General features: G+C 53.6%; 14 protein-coding genes, 4 tRNA genes and 3 rRNA genes. 2 read left to right on the plus strand and 19 right to left on the minus strand.

From position 1 onward, the window contains the following. Positions 1–27: 27 nt before the first annotated feature. The 9 genes from ABTW00_RS22665 to ilvL all read right to left on the minus strand — a co-directional run bounded on the left by ABTW00_RS22665 (position 28) and on the right by ilvL (position 9073). A complete protein-coding gene (locus ABTW00_RS22665) occupies positions 28–1431 on the minus strand; it encodes a PTS galactitol transporter subunit IIC (RefSeq protein ID WP_064546367.1) in 1404 nt (467 codons plus the stop codon). Positions 1432–1476: 45 nt separating this feature from the next. Next, a complete protein-coding gene (locus ABTW00_RS22670; RefSeq protein WP_064546365.1) occupies positions 1477–1755 on the minus strand; it encodes a PTS sugar transporter subunit IIB in 279 nt (92 codons plus the stop codon). Between the two features lies 1 nt (position 1756). Then, complete coding sequence (locus ABTW00_RS22675; protein WP_064546363.1) at positions 1757–2272, minus strand: PTS sugar transporter subunit IIA; 516 nt, start codon at positions 2270–2272, stop codon at positions 1757–1759. A gap of 245 nt (positions 2273–2517) precedes the next feature. Further along, positions 2518–4062 carry a threonine ammonia-lyase, biosynthetic gene (ilvA, locus tag ABTW00_RS22680; RefSeq protein WP_064546361.1) on the minus strand — a complete coding sequence of 515 codons (1545 nt, stop codon included), beginning with the start codon at positions 4060–4062 and terminating at the stop codon, positions 2518–2520. A gap of 2 nt (positions 4063–4064) precedes the next feature. After that, positions 4065–5915, minus strand: a complete 1851-nt coding sequence (ilvD, locus tag ABTW00_RS22685; protein ID WP_433637775.1) for a dihydroxy-acid dehydratase — start codon at positions 5913–5915, stop codon at positions 4065–4067. Positions 5916–5978: 63 nt separating this feature from the next. Beyond that, the gene (locus ABTW00_RS22690) at positions 5979–6908 is read right to left on the minus strand and encodes a branched-chain amino acid transaminase (protein WP_064546358.1); all 930 of its coding nucleotides are present in this window, start codon (positions 6906–6908) and stop codon (positions 5979–5981) included. A gap of 17 nt (positions 6909–6925) precedes the next feature. After that, positions 6926–7192, minus strand: coding sequence for an acetolactate synthase 2 small subunit (gene ilvM / locus ABTW00_RS22695; RefSeq protein WP_040118523.1), 267 nt, complete (start codon positions 7190–7192; stop codon positions 6926–6928). After that, positions 7189–8835 carry an acetolactate synthase 2 catalytic subunit gene (gene ilvG / locus ABTW00_RS22700; RefSeq protein ID WP_433637779.1) on the minus strand — a complete coding sequence of 549 codons (1647 nt, stop codon included), beginning with the start codon at positions 8833–8835 and terminating at the stop codon, positions 7189–7191. Before ilvG ends, ilvM begins: the two co-directional genes overlap by 4 nt. 139 nt (positions 8836–8974) lie before the next feature. Next, a complete protein-coding gene (ilvL, locus tag ABTW00_RS22705) occupies positions 8975–9073 on the minus strand; it encodes an ilv operon leader peptide (protein ID WP_001311244.1) in 99 nt (32 codons plus the stop codon). Between the two features lie 354 nt (positions 9074–9427). Here ilvL and ABTW00_RS22710 point away from each other — a divergent pair, with 354 nt between their 5' ends. Continuing rightward, entirely contained in the window at positions 9428–10948 is a 1521-nt protein-coding gene (locus ABTW00_RS22710; protein ID WP_433637782.1) for a YifB family Mg chelatase-like AAA ATPase, read from the plus strand. Between the two features lie 25 nt (positions 10949–10973). Here ABTW00_RS22710 and ABTW00_RS22715 read toward each other — a convergent pair whose 3' ends face one another. Next, positions 10974–11312 carry a DUF413 domain-containing protein gene (locus ABTW00_RS22715; protein WP_064549235.1) on the minus strand — a complete coding sequence of 113 codons (339 nt, stop codon included), beginning with the start codon at positions 11310–11312 and terminating at the stop codon, positions 10974–10976. Between the two features lie 88 nt (positions 11313–11400). Here ABTW00_RS22715 and hdfR point away from each other — a divergent pair, with 88 nt between their 5' ends. Further along, positions 11401–12249 carry an HTH-type transcriptional regulator HdfR gene (hdfR, locus tag ABTW00_RS22720; RefSeq protein ID WP_416374503.1) on the plus strand — a complete coding sequence of 283 codons (849 nt, stop codon included), beginning with the start codon at positions 11401–11403 and terminating at the stop codon, positions 12247–12249. 99 nt (positions 12250–12348) lie between these two features. On the opposite strand, the gene ABTW00_RS22725 is transcribed toward hdfR, so the two are convergent. The 9 genes from ABTW00_RS22725 to btuB all read right to left on the minus strand — a co-directional run bounded on the left by ABTW00_RS22725 (position 12349) and on the right by btuB (position 20849). Next, a tRNA-Trp gene (locus ABTW00_RS22725) sits at positions 12349–12424 on the minus strand. A gap of 52 nt (positions 12425–12476) precedes the next feature. Then, a tRNA-Asp gene (locus ABTW00_RS22730) sits at positions 12477–12553 on the minus strand. 55 nt (positions 12554–12608) lie between these two features. After that, positions 12609–12724: ribosomal RNA gene (gene rrf / locus ABTW00_RS22735) — 5S ribosomal RNA — on the minus strand. 90 nt (positions 12725–12814) lie between these two features. Further along, positions 12815–15722 (minus strand): 23S ribosomal RNA (locus tag ABTW00_RS22740). 198 nt (positions 15723–15920) lie between these two features. Further along, positions 15921–15996 (minus strand) — tRNA-Ala (locus ABTW00_RS22745). 110 nt (positions 15997–16106) lie between these two features. Next, positions 16107–16183: transfer RNA gene (locus tag ABTW00_RS22750), tRNA-Ile, on the minus strand. 70 nt (positions 16184–16253) lie between these two features. Further along, positions 16254–17793: ribosomal RNA gene (locus tag ABTW00_RS22755) — 16S ribosomal RNA — on the minus strand. The 16S, 23S and 5S rRNA genes sit together here with 4 tRNA genes alongside, the layout of an rRNA operon. A gap of 370 nt (positions 17794–18163) precedes the next feature. After that, positions 18164–19021: a glutamate racemase gene (gene murI, locus ABTW00_RS22760; RefSeq protein ID WP_065357264.1), complete on the minus strand. Its 858-nt coding sequence runs from the start codon at positions 19019–19021 to the stop codon at positions 18164–18166. Beyond that, entirely contained in the window at positions 18966–20849 is a 1884-nt protein-coding gene (gene btuB / locus ABTW00_RS22765) for a TonB-dependent vitamin B12 receptor BtuB (protein ID WP_065357265.1), read from the minus strand. Before btuB ends, murI begins: the two co-directional genes overlap by 56 nt. Positions 20850–20870: the final 21 nt, after the last annotated feature.

The following is a 20870-nucleotide window of genomic DNA, read 5'->3' on the forward strand; positions in this document are numbered from 1 at the left end:
CGCCAGACATGCACATGAAACCTAGAATTACGCCTGCTGAGCTTTCTCCTGCTGCTCGGCTTCCTGCTGCGCCAGATTGCTTTCACGACGCAGCTCGCGGGAGTAGAAGAAGTAGCCGCAGCCCCACCACAGCGCAAACACCAGCGGGATAAAGTTGCCTTCCAGGAATTTGAACAGGAAGGAGAAGGCGTAGGTAAAGACCGGGGCATCAATAGAGCTGTTCGAAATCAACTGCCCTGCCGGAATGGTGATCGCTTTCGTGGCCAACCCGAGGTCGGTAATCATTGGCGCGAACTGCGTGCCCACGAACAGGAAGAACGGCACGCCAATAATGCTCAGGATAACCATGCGCAGCGTATTACCGCGCGTCACCAGATAGGCCGGAACAATCAACGCAATATTGATGATGCCGGCAAACGGCAGGATCTTATTTCCCGGCAGAATCAGTGCCCACAGCAGGGTGAACGGGATGGCGACAATAATGGCAAACCAGATCTCACTCGCACCGCCCATAAACGGCCAGTCAATACCGACAAACAGCTTACGCCCGGAGAATTTCTTGTTCATATAGTCGCTAATGGCCTCAGAGATGGGCGACAGCGCCTGCATAAAGAGCTTAGAAATCATCGGGAACAGCACCAGCGCCGTTGAGGCCTGCACGCCCAGCATCAGCGTTTTCGCAACGCTGTAGCCCGCAATGACCCCAAACAGGATCCCCAGAATAAAACCAATGATGTGGTTTTCGGCAAAGACCCCGACTTTAGCGCGCAGTGCACTGGCGTCCATTGGCTTATTGCAGACCGGAATTTTACGCAGCAACAGATCGAATGGGTAATAAATGGCACCGAAGAAGACCATACGGTGCGTACAGGTCACCCCCGGGATCCCCGTGAGTTTCTCAATACGATGCTGGTGAATATCCCCCGCATTCAGTTCCATGATGATCTGGAAGGCGGCAACCAGGAACGCCAGTACCAGACTCCAGACTGGGCCAAACAATGGGGTGGTGACGCTCACCACGATAAACGCGGTAAAGATTTTCCCCCACACGTTCCAGAGGTCGGCGTTGAAGGTATTGGTCTTGTTTAGCATCAACATCACAATGTTTACGCCAACCTGAAGCGGGAACATGGCGAATGCATAAGGCCAGGCCCAGGAGATATTCGCCATCGTCGTCCAACCGCCGTCGACGATACTTAACTCAAGGCCGGTACGGTTCATCATGGTCTGCGCGGCGACACCGATAGCATCAACCATAAAGCCAATCAGCATGCTCATCCCAACGAAGGCGACGCCCAGCGTAATGGCCGCCGAAGCCGCATCGCGGAATTTCATCCGCACCACCAGCCCGGCTAATAACATAATAAAAGGCACAAAAACCGGCGCGCCTAAATTCAGAATATAATTTATGACTACACCAAGAAAGTCCATAGCACTTCTCCACTAAAATAATTATACGGATTAAAGAGCTACGCCTTATTTACAGGCATCAATGACCTTTTGTAATTCCTGTTCCATACCCATACCGGTCAGAAATGCGATACCGTTAATTACGGGGATAGGATATTGCTTATCAACTTTAGTAATTGCGATATATGCAGCACTATCCTTAATATGGTTATCGAGAGATTTAAGGTCGATTACTTCAACTTTAATATGTGATTGATTACGTTCATTCAATAAGCGAGTCACTTTACTGGCAACTGTTTGTGAGGTCGCAACGCCGCTTCCACAGGCAACAATGACTTTTTTCATTTTATAAATCCTTATCCAATTGCAGTCTTGATGTGAGGGTACAGAGAAAGGTATCTACATCTTCTATCTCGCGTAGGGTCTGGACGACCTGCTCATCAGCAAGGCAGTCCATCAGGTTTTGCAGCGCTGTCAGGTGGCTGCTGTGGTCGATAAAACCAAGGAGAACAATAAATTGAACGTAGAGCGTGTTGTCGTCATTCCCCATTTCCTGCCAGGCGAGAGGTTGTGACAGTCGCGTAACAGAGATAAAGGGGCGGATGACGTGCTGGGGATCGGTATGTGGCAGCGCGATAGCCACCGGCAGCGTGGGTAACCCGGTTGGATAAGCTTTTTCTCTTGCAAGAATGGCATCGAGAAAAGACTCCCGAACGTAGCCTTTTTCTTTCAGCAGTAAAAATATCGAAGAAAAAAAGTCCGTGGAATTATTATAATGCTTGTCCAGGAACGTAAGCTGAGGCGTGAAATATTTACTTCCTTGCGCATTTTCATTCGGGGTATCAACTATATCCGCTCTCATCCGAATATCCTCTCTAACCGCTAAAAATTAACTACCGACAATGTTAATTCAGGAGTTACGGTCGAGCGAGAAGAATTGCCCCCAAAAGATGACCAGAACCTGGCGCAACGCGGTGAGCGTTTTATTATGAATTGCATCACATTTTTATAGTAAGAACACGCTAACAGGAATAATAGAGAGGTGCATAGACAGGAAAATGAAATAATAAGGGATAACCGCGATGGTTATCCCCCGTGAAACGGTGCTTAGCCCGCCAGGAAGAAGCGGAACGCCGGGTTATTGGTCTCGTCGTGGCACTCATAGCCCAGTTCATTGAGCCGGGTTTCAAAGTCCGGTTCATTCTCGCCCAGCTCAAACGCCGCCAGTACACGGCCGTAGTCGGTGCCGTGGCTACGGTAATGGAATAGCGAAATATTCCAGTGCGTACCCAGAGTGTAGAGGAACTTCAACAGCGCGCCCGGCGATTCCGGGAATTCAAAGCTGTAGAGACGCTCTTGCAACGGCTTCGACGGACGGCCGCCGACCATATAGCGCACGTGCAGCTTAGCCATTTCGTCGTCGGAGAGGTCAACAACGCTGTAGCCACCATCATTGAGCAGATTAAGGATCTCCTTACGCTCTTCGAGGCCTCGGCTCAGACGCACGCCAACAAAAATGCAGGCGTTTTTCGCGTCGGCGAAGCGGTAGTTGAACTCGGTCACCGAGCGTCCACCCAGCAGCTGGCAGAACTTCAGGAAGCTGCCTTTCTCTTCCGGAATCGTCACCGCCAGCAGCGCTTCACGCTGTTCCCCTAGCTCGCAGCGTTCGGAAACGTAGCGCAGACCGTGGAAATTGACGTTGGCGCCAGAAAGAATATGCGCCAGACGCTCGCCGCGAATATTGTGCTGGGCAATGTATTTTTTCATCCCTGCCAGCGCCAGCGCCCCGGAAGGTTCCGCCACCGCGCGTACATCCTCAAACAGGTCTTTCATTGCCGCGCAGATAGCATCGCTATCGACGGTAATAATGTCGTCGAGATATTCCTGGCACAGGCGGAAGGTTTCGTCACCGATACGTTTTACCGCCACGCCTTCAGCAAAGAGACCCACACGCGGCAAATCCACAGGATGACCGGCATCCAGCGCCGCTTTCAGGCAGGCAGAATCTTCGGCTTCCACAGCAATCACTTTGATCTGCGGCATCAGCTGTTTAATCAGCACCGCCACGCCCGCCGCTAATCCGCCACCGCCCACCGGCACAAACACGCGGTCGAGGTGCGCGTCTTGCTGCAACAATTCCAGCGCCAGCGTGCCCTGCCCGGCAATCACCATCGGGTGATCAAACGGCGGCACCCAGGTAAAGCCCTGCTGCTGGGACAGCTCAATCGCTTTAGCTTTGGCTTCATCAAAGTTGGCGCCGTGCAGCAGCACTTCACCGCCGAAACCGCGAACGGCATCGACTTTGATGTCGGCGGTCGCCACAGGCATCACAATCAGCGACTTCAGGCCAAGGCGAGCAGAGGAGAATGCCACGCCCTGGGCATGGTTGCCCGCAGAAGCGGTGATCACACCCTGCGCTTTCTGCTCAGGCGTTAAGCCCGCCATCATCGCGTATGCGCCGCGCAGCTTGAAGCTGTGCACCGGCTGACGGTCCTCACGCTTCACCAGAATCACGTTATCGAGGCGCGAAGAGATCTTTTCCATTTTCTGCAGCGGCGTTACCTGTACCGCTTCGTAGACCGGTGCGCGAAGCACCGCTCTCAGATACTCGGCCCCCTCAGGGGAGCCGGATAAGGGTTGTGAATCTGCCATGATTAGCCACCCAGTTTCGATTTATCGCGTACGGCGCCTTTGTCGGCGCTGGTTGCCAGGCTGGCGTAAGCGCGAAGGGCAAAGGAGACCTGACGTTCACGGTTCTTCGGCGTCCACGCCTGTTCGCCGCGGGCTTCCTGCGCTTCACGACGCGCAGCAATTTCTGCATCGCTCAGCTGCAGCTGAATGCCACGGTTCGGGATGTCGATAGCAATCATGTCGCCATCTTCGATGATCGCGATATTGCCGCCGCTGGCCGCTTCCGGAGAAACGTGGCCGATAGACAGGCCGGAGGTACCGCCGGAGAAACGACCATCGGTGATCAGCGCACAGGCTTTGCCGAGACCCATTGATTTCAGGAAGGTGGTTGGGTAGAGCATTTCCTGCATGCCCGGCCCGCCTTTCGGCCCTTCGTAGCGAATCACCACCACGTCGCCTTCGACCACTTTACCGCCGAGGATAGCCTCAACCGCCTCATCCTGGCTTTCGTAGACTTTCGCCGGGCCGGTGAATTTGAGGATGCTGTCGTCAACGCCTGCGGTTTTTACGATACAGCCATTTTCCGCGAAGTTGCCGTACAGTACCGCCAGACCGCCGTCTTTGCTGTAAGCGTGCTCCAGCGAACGGATACAGCCTTCGGCACGGTCGTCATCCAGCGTATCCCAACGGCAATCCTGCGAGAACGCCTGGGTGGTGCGAATGCCCGCCGGACCGGCGCGGAACATTTTTTTGACCGCTTCATCCTGGGTCACGGTGATGTCGTACTGCTCCAGCGTCTGCGGCAGGGAGAGGCCAAGAACGTTTTTCACGTCGCGGTTCAGCAGGCTAGCGCGGTCCAGCTCGCCTAAAATGCCTAATACGCCGCCTGCGCGGTGCACGTCTTCCATATGGTATTTCTGGGTACTTGGCGCCACTTTACACAGCTGCGGAACCTTGCGGGACAGCTTGTCGATATCGCTCATGGTGAAGTCGATTTCCGCTTCCTGCGCCGCCGCCAGCAGGTGCAGAACGGTGTTGGTGGAACCGCCCATGGCGATATCCAACGTCATGGCATTCTCAAACGCTGCTTTGCTGGCAATGTTGCGCGGCAACGCCGAGGCATCATCCTGCTCGTAATAACGTTTGGTCAGCTCAACAATACGCTGGCCTGCGGTGAGGAACAGCTCTTTACGGTCGGCGTGGGTCGCCAACAGCGAGCCGTTACCCGGCTGTGACAGGCCCAGCGCTTCGGTCAGACAGTTCATCGAGTTGGCGGTGAACATCCCGGAACACGAGCCGCAGGTTGGGCAGGCGGAACGCTCTACCTGCTCGCTCTGCGAGTCGGAGACTTTCGGGTCCGCACCCTGAATCATCGCGTCAACGAGGTCGAGCTTGATGATTTTGTCAGAGAGTTTGGTTTTCCCGGCTTCCATCGGACCACCGGAAACGAAGATCACCGGAATGTTCAGGCGCAGAGAGGCCATTAACATCCCGGGGGTGATTTTGTCGCAGTTGGAGATGCAGACCATCGCGTCGGCACAGTGGGCGTTAACCATGTACTCAACGGAGTCGGCGATCAGCTCGCGGGACGGCAGTGAATAAAGCATGCCCCCGTGGCCCATAGCGATACCGTCATCCACCGCAATGGTGTTGAACTCTTTGGCCACGCCGCCAGCGGCTTCAATCTGCTCGGCAACCAGTTTACCGAGGTCGCGCAGGTGGACGTGACCCGGCACGAACTGGGTAAACGAGTTCACGACGGCGATAATCGGCTTGCCGAAGTCGGCATCGGTCATCCCGGTGGCGCGCCACAGTGCGCGGGCGCCCGCCATATTGCGGCCGTGGGTGGTGGTGGCGGAACGATATTTAGGCATGCTTTAGTTACTCCCAGTCTCTGTCTCGTTAATGGGGCGGTGCGTGCCGCCCCATTATTTATCTTATTGATTAACCTGATCCAACCAGCCCCATTTATCTTCGGTTTCACCGGTGAAGAGGCCAAAGAATGCTTGCTGAATACGTTTGGTGATCGGGCCACAGCGGCCTTCGCCCACCTGAATGCCATCAACGCTGCGTACCGGGGTAATTTCTGCCGCGGTACCGGACATGAACACTTCGTCGGCCAGGTACAGGGATTCGCGAGAGAGCACCTGCTCACGGACTTCCAGGCCGAGGTCTTTTGCCAGCTTGATGATGGCGTCACGGGTAATGCCCGGTAGCGCAGAAGAGGTAAACGGCGGGGTGAACAGCACGCCATCTTTCACTTCAAACAGGTTTTCACCCGCGCCTTCGGAGATGTAACCGTTGACGTCCAGCGCGATCCCTTCCTGATAGCCGTGACGGCGCGCTTCGCTGCCGACCAGCAGCGAGGAGAGGTAGTTACCGCCCGCCTTCGCAGCGGTTGGAATGGTGTTCGGCGCGGCGCGGTTCCAGGAAGAAACCATCGCATCGATCCCCTGATCCAGCGCTTCTGCGCCCAGATAAGCCCCCCACGGGAACGCCGCGATGATCACGTCGGTGCTGTAACCGTCCGGCGGGTTTACGCCCATACCAACATCACCAACAAATACCAGCGGGCGAATATAGGCGCTGGTCAGGTTATTTTTACGCAGAACGGCGCGGCAGGCTTCCATCAGTTCATCAACGCTCTGAGAGACCGGGAAACGATAGATTTTGGCGGAGTCACGCAGGCGCTGCATGTGCTCGCGGTGACGGAAAACGACCGGGCCTTTGTGAGAGTCGTAGCAACGGATGCCTTCGAAGACGGAGGTACCGTAGTGCAGAGCATGGGACATGACGTGCACCTTTGCCTCTTCCCAACGTACCATCTCACCGTTGAACCAGATGTAATCCGCTTTTTTCGTCGTCATTTCTCTTCCTATTGCGCTCAGGCGCGAATTTGTTGTTGTGATGTGCTTGTACACTGCTGAACGGCAACCGAGGCCACGTCCACCAGTTTATTTAATTGGCTAAACAGTAAGTCGACCGACCGTGGGCTGGCAACGGTCAATTCGATATTTATGTTCTGCGCGTCGCTGGCGGTCTCCATATTCATCGAGCAAATCTGAAAGCCGCGATGACGCACTACGCGTAAGACGCGTTCTAAGGTTTCCGGGTTGAAGCGAGCCTGCACGTTGACCTGATGTTGCATCATGATAATTTCTCCAGCATTTGTGAGTTGCTGGCGCCAGGTGGCACCAGGGGCCAGACATTCTCAAGTTCGTCGATTGAGACATGAAGCAGGTACGGGCCTTCGCTTGCCAGCATGGTGTCGAGTGCCGCTTCAACCTGGTCTTTACGGGTGATGTGCTGGCCAGGGATGCCAAAGGCGCTGGCCAACATGAGGAAATCGGGGTTATCGGTCAGGGTGGTTTCGCTATAACGTTCCTGGAAGAACAGCTGCTGCCATTGTCGAACCATCCCTAACCGCTGGTTGTCGAGTAACACAATCTTCAGCGGTAACTGCTTACGCTTCACGGTGCCCAGCTCTTGCACATTCATCATGAAAGAGCCGTCACCGGAGATACAGATAACCGTATCGTTCGGGCGCGCGACCTGGGCACCCACGGCGGCGGGCAGACCGAAGCCCATGGTGCCTAAGCCGCTTGAGGTGATGAAGTTCTCCGGACGGGTGTAGGTCATGTGCTGAGCGGACCACATCTGGTGCTGGCCCACGTCGGTAGTGACAACGCTTTCCGCCGGTTTACGATCCGAGAGCTGCTTGAGCAGCAGAGGCGCATAGATAGCGTCACCAGGATGGTCATAGCGCCAGGCGTGCTCGGCGCGCATCACGGCGGTGTACTGGCGCCAGGCTTCGATGGACAGCGGCTGCTGCAACGCGGGCAGCAGCGCATTCAGGTCGCCCTGCAACGCGACGTGCGTCTGGCGCAGCTTATTCATTTCCGCCGGGTCGATATCCATATGGATAACTTTCGCGTGCGGCGCGAAGGTATTCAGCTTACCGGTCACACGGTCGTCAAAGCGTGCGCCGACGGCGATCAGCAGATCACATTCCTGTACCGCCAGGTTAGCGGCTTTGGTTCCGTGCATCCCCAGCATACCGAGGTAGAACGGGTAATCTGCCGGTACCGCGCCCAGACCTTTCAGGGTGCAAGTCGCTGGCATTTGCGTCACAGACATAAATTCGCGCAGCGCCGGAACCGCCTGCGCCATCCCTACGCCGCCGCCTACGTACAGCATGGGTTTGTGCGCCTGCGCCAGCATCTGCTGAGCCAGTGCCATTTCGGCATGCGGGAAAACCTCGTCGCTTTCAACGGTAGAGAAGAACGGATCCAGCTCGCCTTGTGCGATCTGTACGTCTTTAGGAATATCCACCAGGACCGGGCCAGGACGGCCTGAGTTTGCCACCTGGAACGCTTCTGCCATCACGCGCGGCAGCTCTTCCAGAGATTGCACCAGGAAACTGTGTTTGGTGCAGGCCAGCGACAAACCGAGGACGTCCACTTCCTGGAAAGCATCGGTACCGATTAACGGTGCGGCAACCTGACCGGTGATCGCAACCACTGGAACAGAATCGAGCAGCGCATCGGCCAGACCGGTGATCAGGTTGGTTGCACCAGGGCCGGAAGTGGCGATACAAACGCCGGTTTTACCGGTAGCACGTGCATAACCGATGGCTGCCATCGCCGCCCCCTGCTCGTGTCGACACAGCAGATGCTCTACGCCGCCGTCATACAGCGCGTCGTAAACCGGCATAATGGCTCCACCAGGATAACCGAATACCGTTTCAACACCCTGCGCTCGCAACGCATGTACCACCCACTGTGCGCCATTCATAGTTAGTTCCCCGCCGTAGATCGTGAGAAACAGAATTTTATGCTGCGTGTCATCATCTGCCTCCCGTTATTGTTTTTAGGTCATAAAAAAACCCCCGGACCTTTCGGTGCGGGGGTTTTAGTTCGTTAAGGCTTGATTTCTAAGCCTTTCCTCGTCCAAGTGCAGCCCCGCACGGTGGGATAATAATCACCACCACACTAATCACGACCAGGCTAATCACTCGTAGAAGGGCTGTCATTTTCGTCTGTTCTTGCATCTTGCTCGAAGGAATACCTACAGAGTTACCACAGACATCACAAAAAGCACAAGTTTTTTTTATGACGCGGATGGTTACCATGCTAATGATTTGATTAAAACAATTTGTTTTATATAGAGAATTTATGAAATGAAAAAAATTCACCTTTTAGCGCAGACAAGAGGTCGGGGGAAAACTGCATGCTCGGAGCGGGTTACTTTATTCGAGAGCGCTTCCAGAAAAAATGAAATGCACTGAAAATCAGTAAAAACTCAGGAATACGCCGCGTAAATACGACAAACACCGGGTTAATGCCACGATAGTGCGACGCATAATGTCACTATTCAGGGAGGAACTATGTCGCTATCCGTCGTCTATACACGCGCCGCGCTGGGAATCAGTGCCCCACTCATTACTATCGAAGTGCATATCAGCCAGGGGTTGCCCGGTCTGGTCATGGTGGGGTTACCGGAAACCACCGTCAAAGAGGCCCGTGACCGGGTGCGTAGCGCCATCATCAACAGCGGTTATACCTTTCCGGCAAAGAAGATAACCATCAATCTGGCGCCCGCCGATCTCCCCAAGGAAGGCGGGCGATATGATTTACCTATCGCTATTGCGCTCCTGGCGGCTTCTGAGCAGCTTAATAGCCAAAAACTGGGGCAGTATGAGTTTGTAGGAGAATTAGCGCTCACGGGCGCGCTACGCGGCATTCCTGGGGCGCTATCGGCTGCAATGGAGGCAACCCACGCCGGTCGCCAGATTGTGCTGTCCGACGATGACGCTCCGCTGGTTAGCCTGCTGGGCGGTAGCGACTGCCTCATTGCCGGTCATCTTCTTGAAGTCTGCGCCTTTCTTGAAGGAAAACAGAACTTACGCCTGCCACCGCCGGAGAGCCTACCGACGGCGGTGGCGTGTGAAGATTTAAACGAAGTGATGGGTCAGCAGCAGGGTAAACGTGCGTTGGAGGTAACGGCATCCGGTGGCCATAATCTTTTGCTCATTGGGCCGCCGGGTACAGGAAAAACGATGCTCGCCACACGAATGCGCGGATTGCTTCCGCCGCTTAGCGATCGCGAAGCGCTGGAAAGCGCTGCCATTATGAGTCTGGAGAATACCTATCGCGTACAAAACGAATGGCGCCGCCGTCCTTTTCGTGCGCCTCATCATAGCGCTTCCCTGACAGCGATGGTCGGCGGAGGGTCAATTCCTGCGCCTGGCGAGATCTCTCTCGCCCATAACGGCATCCTGTTTCTTGATGAGCTACCGGAATTTGAACGTCGGGTTCTGGATGCACTGCGAGAACCAATTGAGTCCGGCAAGATTCACATTTCACGTACGCGAGCAAAAATTACCTATCCCGCGCGGTTTCAGCTCATTGCGGCCATGAATCCGAGCCCGACCGGGCACTACGAGGGACAGCATAACCGCTGTACGCCAGAGCAGACGTTGCGTTACCTCAATCGGCTTTCCGGTCCATTTCTCGACCGCTTTGATCTGTCGCTAGAGATACCGCTGCCGCCGCCAGGTCTGCTTAGCCAGTCTGTGCATACGGGAGAAAACAGTCAGACGGTACAGCGACGGGTTATCGTGGCGCAGCAACGCCAGTATGCACGCCAGGGAAAGCTTAATGCGCATTTAGGCAGCAGCGACATCCGGCAGTATTGTTCTCTGGGGAAGGCGGATGCGTTATGGCTCGAACAGACGTTAACGCGGCTGGGGCTGTCTATTCGCGCCTGGCAACGTCTGCTCAAGGTGTCGCGTACGCTGGCGGATATGGAGGGGGTTGAGGATATTGCCAAACATCATTTGCAGGAGGCGCTCAGCTATCGCGGTATCGACAGAATGCTCGCCCATCTACAAACCTTACTACAATAAAAAAGGGGCCAAGGCCCCTTTTTTATTAATCGTCGCTATCGGTGTAGTCTTCAGCGCCTTCTACCTGCGGTTTACCACCAGACAGGGTGTGGAAACGCTTCGGACGCTTAATGCGCGTGACATACTTGGTCCATACGCGTTCAGCATCCGTCGCTGGCTCACGTTCACCGCGGCATACCGAGACAAACTGCTGTTCCTCTTCGGTGGCAGGCTCGCGTTTGCCAAGATCGAGTTCGTTAAAGGCAAAGCCATAACGCTCAAGCAGCTGCGCCTCTTTGATGGTGAAATCACCATGACGAGAGAACCCGCGCGGATAATTTTTATTATCGAAAAAACGATTAGTCGTCGTAAAGCTTTCCGCCATCCTACACGCTCCTAATTCTTTGGCCGAGCTATTTATGGCGCGGAGTATTAGATACGCTTGACAGAGTGTAAAACAAAAGATTTAAATCATTACGACAAAAAATTTTGCGGAGAAAGCTGTGGATACCGAATTGCTGAAAACTTTCCTCGAAGTGAGCAGAACTCGCCACTTCGGGCGAGCTGCAGAAGCGCTCTATCTGACACAATCTGCGGTGAGCTTTCGAATCCGTCAGTTAGAAAATCAGCTTGGCGTCAACCTGTTTACCCGCCATCGTAATAACATCCGTTTAACCGCGGCGGGAGAGAAACTTCTCCCCTACGCCGAAACGCTGATGAGTACGTGGCAGGCTGCACGTAAAGAAGTGGCGAGCACCTCGCGGCACAATGAGTTTTCAATCGGTGCGAGCGCTTCGCTGTGGGAGTGCATGCTCAACAAGTGGCTGGCACGACTCTATCAGGCAGATAGTTCTCTGCAGTTTGAGGCGCGGATCGCCCAGCGTCAGTCGCTGGTTAAGCAGCTGCACGAGCGCCAACTCGATCTCTTACTCACTACTGAAGCCCCCAAAATGGATGAATTCAGCAGCCAACTACTGGGCCATTTTGAGCTTGAGCTGTATTGCGCTTCGCCAGAAACGACCAAAGCCGATCTGAACTATCTGCGTCTGGAGTGGGGGGCCGATTTCCATCAGCATGAAGTGGGGCTTATTGCTGCTGACGATATTCCTCTACTGACTACCAGTTCGGCCAGCTTAGCCCGCCTTCAACTGGTGCCGCTAAAAGGTTGCACCTGGTTGCCTGTTTCATGGGCGCAAGAGCAGGATGGCTTATATCCGGTGACTGACGGCGCTGCTATTTTGCGGCCTTTGTACGCAATTTGGCTGCAAAATAGCGACAAACAAGCACAAATTCGCGACATATTGAAAAATAATGTTTTTTGATTAAAGCGATCATTTTTTGGCCCGGAGGATAACGCTGGGCCTTTCAGGAAGGTAAATTTTGGGCAAAAAAAATCCTTCGCCGAAGCAAAGGATTATAGATGGCAGGGGCGGAGAGACTCGAACTCGCGACACCCGGTTTTGGAGACCGGTGCTCTACCAACTGAGCTACGCCCCTAAATTTTCTTATCATTAAGCCTGCTAATTTAGCAGGCTTAATATTGAATAAGTGGCGGAACGGACGGGACTCGAACCCGCGACCCCCTGCGTGACAGGCAGGTATTCTAACCGACTGAACTACCGCTCCACCGAATTTCTTTGTCACTACCCGGATTATTCATCCCGGTTTACTGCAATTTGATGCCTGGCAGTTCCCTACTCTCGCATGGGGAGACCCCACACTACCATCGGCGCTACGGCGTTTCACTTCTGAGTTCGGCATGGGGTCAGGTGGGACCACCGCGCTACAGCCGCCAGGCAAATTCTGTTATCAACACGCATTAGCCTGTCGATGTAATCTGTAATCAAGCTGAATATCGTCTCTTCGCCAAAACATCTTCGGCGTTGTAAGGTTAAGCCTCACGGTTCATTAGTACTGGTTAGCTCAACGTATCGCTACGCTTACACACCCAGCCTATCAACGTCGTCGTCTTCAACGTTCCTTCAGGACCCTTAAAGGGTCAGGGAGAACTCATCTCGGGGCAAGTTTCGTGCTTAGATGCTTTCAGCACTTATCTTTTCCGCATTTAGCTACCGGGCAATGCCATTGGCATGACAACCCGAACACCAGTGATGCGTCCACTCCGGTCCTCTCGTACTAGGAGCAGCCCCCCTCAATTCTCCAGCGCCCACGGCAGATAGGGACCGAACTGTCTCACGACGTTCTAAACCCAGCTCGCGTACCACTTTAAATGGCGAACAGCCATACCCTTGGGACCTACTTCAGCCCCAGGATGTGATGAGCCGACATCGAGGTGCCAAACACCGCCGTCGATATGAACTCTTGGGCGGTATCAGCCTGTTATCCCCGGAGTACCTTTTATCCGTTGAGCGATGGCCCTTCCATTCAGAACCACCGGATCACTAAGACCTGCTTTCGCACCTGCTCGAGCCGTCACTCTCGCAGTCAAGCTAGCTTATGCCTTTGCACTAACCTCCTGATGTCCGACCAGGATTAGCTAACCTTCGTGCTCCTCCGTTACTCTTTAGGAGGAGACCGCCCCAGTCAAACTACCCACCAGACACTGTCCGCAACCCGGATTACGGGTCTACGTTAGAACACCAGCCATTAAAGGGTGGTATTTCAAGGTTGGCTCCACGCAGACTGGCGTCCACGCTTCAAAGCCTCCCACCTATCCTACACATCAAGGACCAGTGTTCAGTGTCAAGCTATAGTAAAGGTTCACGGGGTCTTTCCGTCTTGCCGCGGGTACACTGCATCTTCACAGCGAGTTCAATTTCACTGAGTCTCGGGTGGAGACAGCCTGGCCATCATTACGCCATTCGTGCAGGTCGGAACTTACCCGACAAGGAATTTCGCTACCTTAGGACCGTTATAGTTACGGCCGCCGTTTACCGGGGCTTCGATCAAGAGCTTCGCCTTACAGCTAACCCCATCAATTAACCTTCCGGCACCGGGCAGGCGTCACACCGTATACGTCCACTTTCGTGTTTGCACAGTGCTGTGTTTTTAATAAACAGTTGCAGCCAGCTGGTATCTTCGACTGATTTCAGCTCCATGGGTAAACCACTTCACCTACATATCAGCGTGCCTTCTCCCGAAGTTACGGCACCATTTTGCCTAGTTCCTTCACCCGAGTTCTCTCAAGCGCCTTGGTATTCTCTACCTGACCACCTGTGTCGGTTTGGGGTACGATTTGATGTTACCTGATGCTTAGAGGCTTTTCCTGGAAGCAGGGCATTTGTTACTTCAGCACCGTAGTGCCTCGTCATCACACCTCAGCGTTAGTAAGCGTCCGGATTTACCTAAACGCTCCGCCTACATGCTTAAACCGGGACAACCGTCGCCCGGCTAACATAGCCTTCTCCGTCCCCCCTTCGCAGTAACACCAAGTACAGGAATATTAACCTGTTTCCCATCGACTACGCCTTTCGGCCTCGCCTTAGGGGTCGACTCACCCTGCCCCGATTAACGTTGGACAGGAACCCTTGGTCTTCCGGCGTGCGGGTTTTTCACCCGCATTATCGTTACTTATGTCAGCATTCGCACTTCTGATACCTCCAGCATCCCTCACGAGACACCTTCGCAGGCTTACAGAACGCTCCCCTACCCAACAACACATAGTGTCGCTGCCGCAGCTTCGGTGCACAGTTTAGCCCCGTTACATCTTCCGCGCAGGCCGACTCGACCAGTGAGCTATTACGCTTTCTTTAAATGATGGCTGCTTCTAAGCCAACATCCTGGCTGTCTGAGCCTTCCCACATCGTTTCCCACTTAACTGTGACTTTGGGACCTTAGCTGGCGGTCTGGGTTGTTTCCCTCTTCACGACGGACGTTAGCACCCGCCGTGTGTCTCCCGTGATAACATTCTTCGGTATTCGCAGTTTGCATCGGGTTGGTAAGTCGGGATGACCCCCTAGCCGAAACAGTGCTCTACCCCCGAAGATGAGTTCACGAGGCGCTACCTAAATAGCTTTCGGGGAGAACCAGCTATCTCCCGGTTTGATTGGCCTTTCACCCCCAGCCACAAGTCATCCGCTAATTTTTCAACATTAGTCGGTTCGGTCCTCCAGTTAGTGTTACCCAACCTTCAACCTGCCCATGGCTAGATCACCGGGTTTCGGGTCTATACCCTGCAACTTAACGCCCAGTTAAGACTCGGTTTCCCTTCGGCTCCCCTATACGGTTAACCTTGCTACAGAATATAAGTCGCTGACCCATTATACAAAAGGTACGCAGTCACACCCCAAAGGGTGCTCCCACTGCTTGTACGTACACGGTTTCAGGTTCTTTTTCACTCCCCTCGCCGGGGTTCTTTTCGCCTTTCCCTCACGGTACTGGTTCACTATCGGTCAGTCAGGAGTATTTAGCCTTGGAGGATGGTCCCCCCATATTCAGACAGGATACCACGTGTCCCGCCCTACTCATCGAGTTCACAACCTGTGCATTTTGGTGTACGGGACTATCACCCTGTACCGTCGGACTTTCCAGACCGTTCCACTAACACACAAGCTGATTCAGACTCTGGGCTGCTCCCCGTTCGCTCGCCGCTACTGGGGGAATCTCGGTTGATTTCTTTTCCTCGGGGTACTTAGATGTTTCAGTTCCCCCGGTTCGCTTCGTTAACCTATGTATTCAGTTAACGATAGTGTGTCGAAACACACTGGGTTTCCCCATTCGGAAATCGCCGGTTATAACGGTTCATATCACCTTACCGACGCTTATCGCAGATTAGCACGTCCTTCATCGCCTCTGACTGCCAGGGCATCCACCGTGTACGCTTAGTCGCTTAACCTCACAACCCGAAGATGTTTCACTTCGTGTTGCGAAAATTTGAGAGACTCGAACACACCGCTTATCTGTTCTTATTACGGAGAACAGACACAGTGTGTCGTTTCAATTTTCAGCTTGATCCAGATTTTTAAAGAGCAAAACTTCGCAGTGAACCTTTTCAGGTACACTCTGAAGTTTTCTTGGGTTGTTGCAGTAAAGATGGTGGAGCTATGCGGGATCGAACCGCAGACCTCCTGCGTGCAAAGCAGGCGCTCTCCCAGCTGAGCTATAGCCCCATCGTTTGACAGAATCTCTTAAAACCGTAATGCTTTCTGAGACAAGGCGTGGAACGGCGAAGCATACTGAAGTATGCGAGTCGTTTCACAACGCGGTATCAGGAAGAATTTGGTAGGCCTGAGTGGACTTGAACCACCGACCTCACCCTTATCAGGGGTGCGCTCTAACCACCTGAGCTACAAGCCTGCAGAGATTCTTTACTGCTATTTTTCATCAGACAATCTGTGTGAGCACTTCAAAGAACGTTTCTTTAAGGTAAGGAGGTGATCCAACCGCAGGTTCCCCTACGGTTACCTTGTTACGACTTCACCCCAGTCATGAATCACAAAGTGGTAAGCGCCCTCCCGAAGGTTAAGCTACCTACTTCTTTTGCAACCCACTCCCATGGTGTGACGGGCGGTGTGTACAAGGCCCGGGAACGTATTCACCGTAGCATTCTGATCTACGATTACTAGCGATTCCGACTTCATGGAGTCGAGTTGCAGACTCCAATCCGGACTACGACATACTTTATGAGGTCCGCTTGCTCTCGCGAGGTCGCTTCTCTTTGTATATGCCATTGTAGCACGTGTGTAGCCCTACTCGTAAGGGCCATGATGACTTGACGTCATCCCCACCTTCCTCCAGTTTATCACTGGCAGTCTCCTTTGAGTTCCCGGCCGAACCGCTGGCAACAAAGGATAAGGGTTGCGCTCGTTGCGGGACTTAACCCAACATTTCACAACACGAGCTGACGACAGCCATGCAGCACCTGTCTCAGAGTTCCCGAAGGCACCAAAGCATCTCTGCTAAGTTCTCTGGATGTCAAGAGTAGGTAAGGTTCTTCGCGTTGCATCGAATTAAACCACATGCTCCACCGCTTGTGCGGGCCCCCGTCAATTCATTTGAGTTTTAACCTTGCGGCCGTACTCCCCAGGCGGTCTATTTAACGCGTTAGCTCCGGAAGCCACTCCTCAAGGGAACAACCTCCAAATAGACATCGTTTACGGCGTGGACTACCAGGGTATCTAATCCTGTTTGCTCCCCACGCTTTCGCACCTGAGCGTCAGTCTTCGTCCAGGGGGCCGCCTTCGCCACCGGTATTCCTCCAGATCTCTACGCATTTCACCGCTACACCTGGAATTCTACCCCCCTCTACGAGACTCAAGCTTGCCAGTTTCAAATGCAGTTCCCAGGTTGAGCCCGGGGATTTCACATCTGACTTAACAAACCGCCTGCGTGCGCTTTACGCCCAGTAATTCCGATTAACGCTTGCACCCTCCGTATTACCGCGGCTGCTGGCACGGAGTTAGCCGGTGCTTCTTCTGCGAGTAACGTCAATCGCTGTGGTTATTAACCACAACGCCTTCCTCCTCGCTGAAAGTACTTTACAACCCGAAGGCCTTCTTCATACACGCGGCATGGCTGCATCAGGCTTGCGCCCATTGTGCAATATTCCCCACTGCTGCCTCCCGTAGGAGTCTGGACCGTGTCTCAGTTCCAGTGTGGCTGGTCATCCTCTCAGACCAGCTAGGGATCGTCGCCTAGGTGAGCCGTTACCCCACCTACTAGCTAATCCCATCTGGGCACATCCGATGGTGTGAGGCCCGAAGGTCCCCCACTTTGGTCTTGCGACGTTATGCGGTATTAGCTACCGTTTCCAGTAGTTATCCCCCTCCATCGGGCAGTTTCCCAGACATTACTCACCCGTCCGCCACTCGTCACCCGAGAGCAAGCTCTCTGTGCTACCGTTCGACTTGCATGTGTTAGGCCTGCCGCCAGCGTTCAATCTGAGCCATGATCAAACTCTTCAATTTAAGTTTGATGCTCGTGAATTAAACTTCGTAATGAATTACGTGTTCACTCAGAGACTTGGTATTCATTTTTCGTCTTGCGACGTTTAAGAATCCGTATCTTCGAGTGCCCACACAGATTGTCTGATAAATTGTTAAAGAGCAGTGCCGCTTCGCTTTTTCTCAGCGGCGCGGGATGTGCATATTACGCTTTCCCGCTTCAGAGTCAAGCGTTTATTTCGCTTTTCTCCGTCGAGATTCTCAGGAGAACCTCGCTGACCCGGCGACTTGCAAGCCGTTGTTCCGTGTCAGTGGAGGCGCATTATAGGGAGTTCTGAGACGTTGACAAGCCCTGTTTTAAAAAAACTTTTCAACCGTCTCTTTTTTGAACAAATCAGACTGAAACAGGTAGTTTTTCGAGCGTTTCAAAGCCATAACGCTGCAAAACGGGTAAAAGTTGTTCAGTTTCTGCCGTCAGGGCCATGCAATAAGCCACATTCGCGTCATTAGATTTTGCATCCGGCGCTTCATGTTCCAGCAGCCAGGCCGTACGCCGTGCAATCGCCGCACCAGAATCCACCAGCCGAGTTCCTTCCGGCAGCACCTGTAAAAGCTCCTCTTGTAATAGAGGGAAGTGGGTACAACCGAGCACAACGGTATCCGGCGGTTCCTGCATTCGTAGCCACGGACGTAAAATACGACGCAATTCTTCCAGAGGAACTGTCTGACCGTGCAGCTTCGCTTCCGCCAGTTCCACCAGCTCGGCAGAACCCAGCATCTCAATGCGGCATTCATTAGCAAAGCGCGCGATAAGCTCGTGAGTATAAGGACGCTTTACCGTTCCCCTCGTGGCCAATAGCCCCACGATACGGTTAGCAGACAAGCGAGCCGCCGGTTTAATCGCGGGTACGACGCCGACAACCGGGAAGGCGAATTTGTCGCGCAGCGCGGGCAGCGATACCGTACTTGCCGTGTTACAGGCGATAACCGCCAGCGCTAACGGATAGCGCCGCTGTACCGCAGTGACGATTTCCACGACGCGCTCCACGATAAATTCCTCGCTCTTCTCCCCGTAAGGGAAAGCGACATTATCAAAAGCGTAGATGTAATGGAGGTCCGGCAGAAGATGCCGGATCTCATCATAGACCGACAGCCCACCGACGCCGGAATCAAATACCAGCACGGTGGGACGTGGTTCAGAAGGTGTAGCTGCCAGACAAGGTGTATTCCCGTCCTGCAGTTTGGTAGCCATATGCTGTCTCGTAATCTTTATCGAACAGGTTAGCTATTTTACCACGAACGGTCAGGTGTGAGGTGACAGGATATGACAATCCGATATCCCACAGGCTCACGCCGCCCATTTTCACCCGACTGGAGGAGCCAGTTGTCTCGTCGTAGCTGTTGTCATAGCGCTGTCCCAAATATTGGTAAGCGATATTCCAGCCAAGACCGTAAACCTCCCCTGTGACTTCATACTTCACCTGCTGTTTCGCGCGACGAGCAAGAACCTGGTCGGTTTCGTCATCACGCGGATCAACATACTGCAGTGTCAGGTGATGTTCTACCGAGCCAGTCGTGATGTTCCCCGTCCACTCTACGCCTTTAATGGTGGCCGACTTCACGTTGACGTACTCGCTGTATTGGCTTGAGCTTTTATAATCAATCAGGTTTTGAATTTCATAGTGGTACGCAGAAAGCCTCCAATCCAACGACCCCGTAATGCCGTCAATTCCTGCTTCCCACTGTTTAGATTCTTCAGGTTGCAGATTCGGGTTGGCAATGATGCCTCGGTTACTTCCATATGCATAACGCGTTGCACCATACTGCTGCCCCAAAGAGGGGGCCAGGAAGCCGGTGCCATAAGAAAGCGTTGCGCGATAACCATCAATAAACTCCCAACCTGCAGCTGTTTGCCACGTTCCGTGCCAACCAAACTGCTCATCGTGATCCTCACGGCCAGATGCTTCCAACGTAACGGAATCAATCTGCTGCTGCCCGGTCAGGTAAAGGCCCGTCGTATCACGTTTATAGGCATCGGTTTTTGTCGTGCTGCCGGAAACCAGCTTTTCCTGCTTCCAGTCCACCCCACCGCTAATCGCCCCGTGCCCAACCTCAAGGTTGTTCCCCCACTGGATATAACGCTGTTCCATATCATCCAATGTGGCTTGGCCAGCATAGCGACCAAGGTTATTCGTGTAGTTATAGTCTTTAAGATGCTGATAGTTAGCGATCAGTTGAGAAGAATAGATACCGGAGTTATAACGCAGTCCGGTATCCCAGGATTGGTTGTAGTTCTGAGCTTCGTCATTACCTTCAGGAGAGCCATACATCGTATTCTGATCGTAATCACTGTTGGCCGTGTATCCATAACCACGGAAGAAACCCGAGAAGCTATCATCAAACTTGTGCTGCACGGCCCCCCAGAACAGCTTATTCCGATAGCCATCGCGGTCACTGTCGCCACTGTATGGAGAATCTGGGACGATATTAAATCCCTTCGTTGTCTGGTAGGCGCCTGCTGCCGTTATCATCGTGTCGCCAAAGCGTTTATTCACCGCCCCATCGTAGGTCTGATAGCCGTCCGAACCCACTCCGGCGTTAATCTGCGCACGCTCATCGTCACTCATGGTAATGATATTGACCACACCGCCTATCGCGCCGGAACCGTACACGGCTGAACGCGGCCCGCGAATGTATTCAATGCGCTGTACCAGAGACACCGGGATTTGGCTAATATCAATCGCGTTGCCTATCCCGGCCCGCGCCATCGGTACGCCGTCAATCAACACCAGCACATGGCGCGATTCAGTGCCACGGACATAAAGAGAAGCGCTGTTACCCATGCCGCCGGTCTGCGAGATATCAACGCCGGGCAAACGGCGCATCACATCATTCAGATCTTTCGACTGCCAGCGCTGAATATCATCACGCGTCACCACGTCGGTTGGCGCCAGCACGGTATTAACAGGTTGCTGGAAGCGGTTGGCGGTGACCACCAGCGTGTCTGAATTGCTGCCTTGCGCCCAGCCGGAAAAAGCCGTGACGGATAACGCCGTCATCAGCGAAGCTTTTTTAATCATTTTTCAAAGCATCCGAAACAG

The sequence above is a fragment of the Kluyvera georgiana genome, assembly GCF_050990895.1.
Taxonomy (GTDB): Bacteria; Pseudomonadota; Gammaproteobacteria; order Enterobacterales; family Enterobacteriaceae; genus Kluyvera; species Kluyvera georgiana.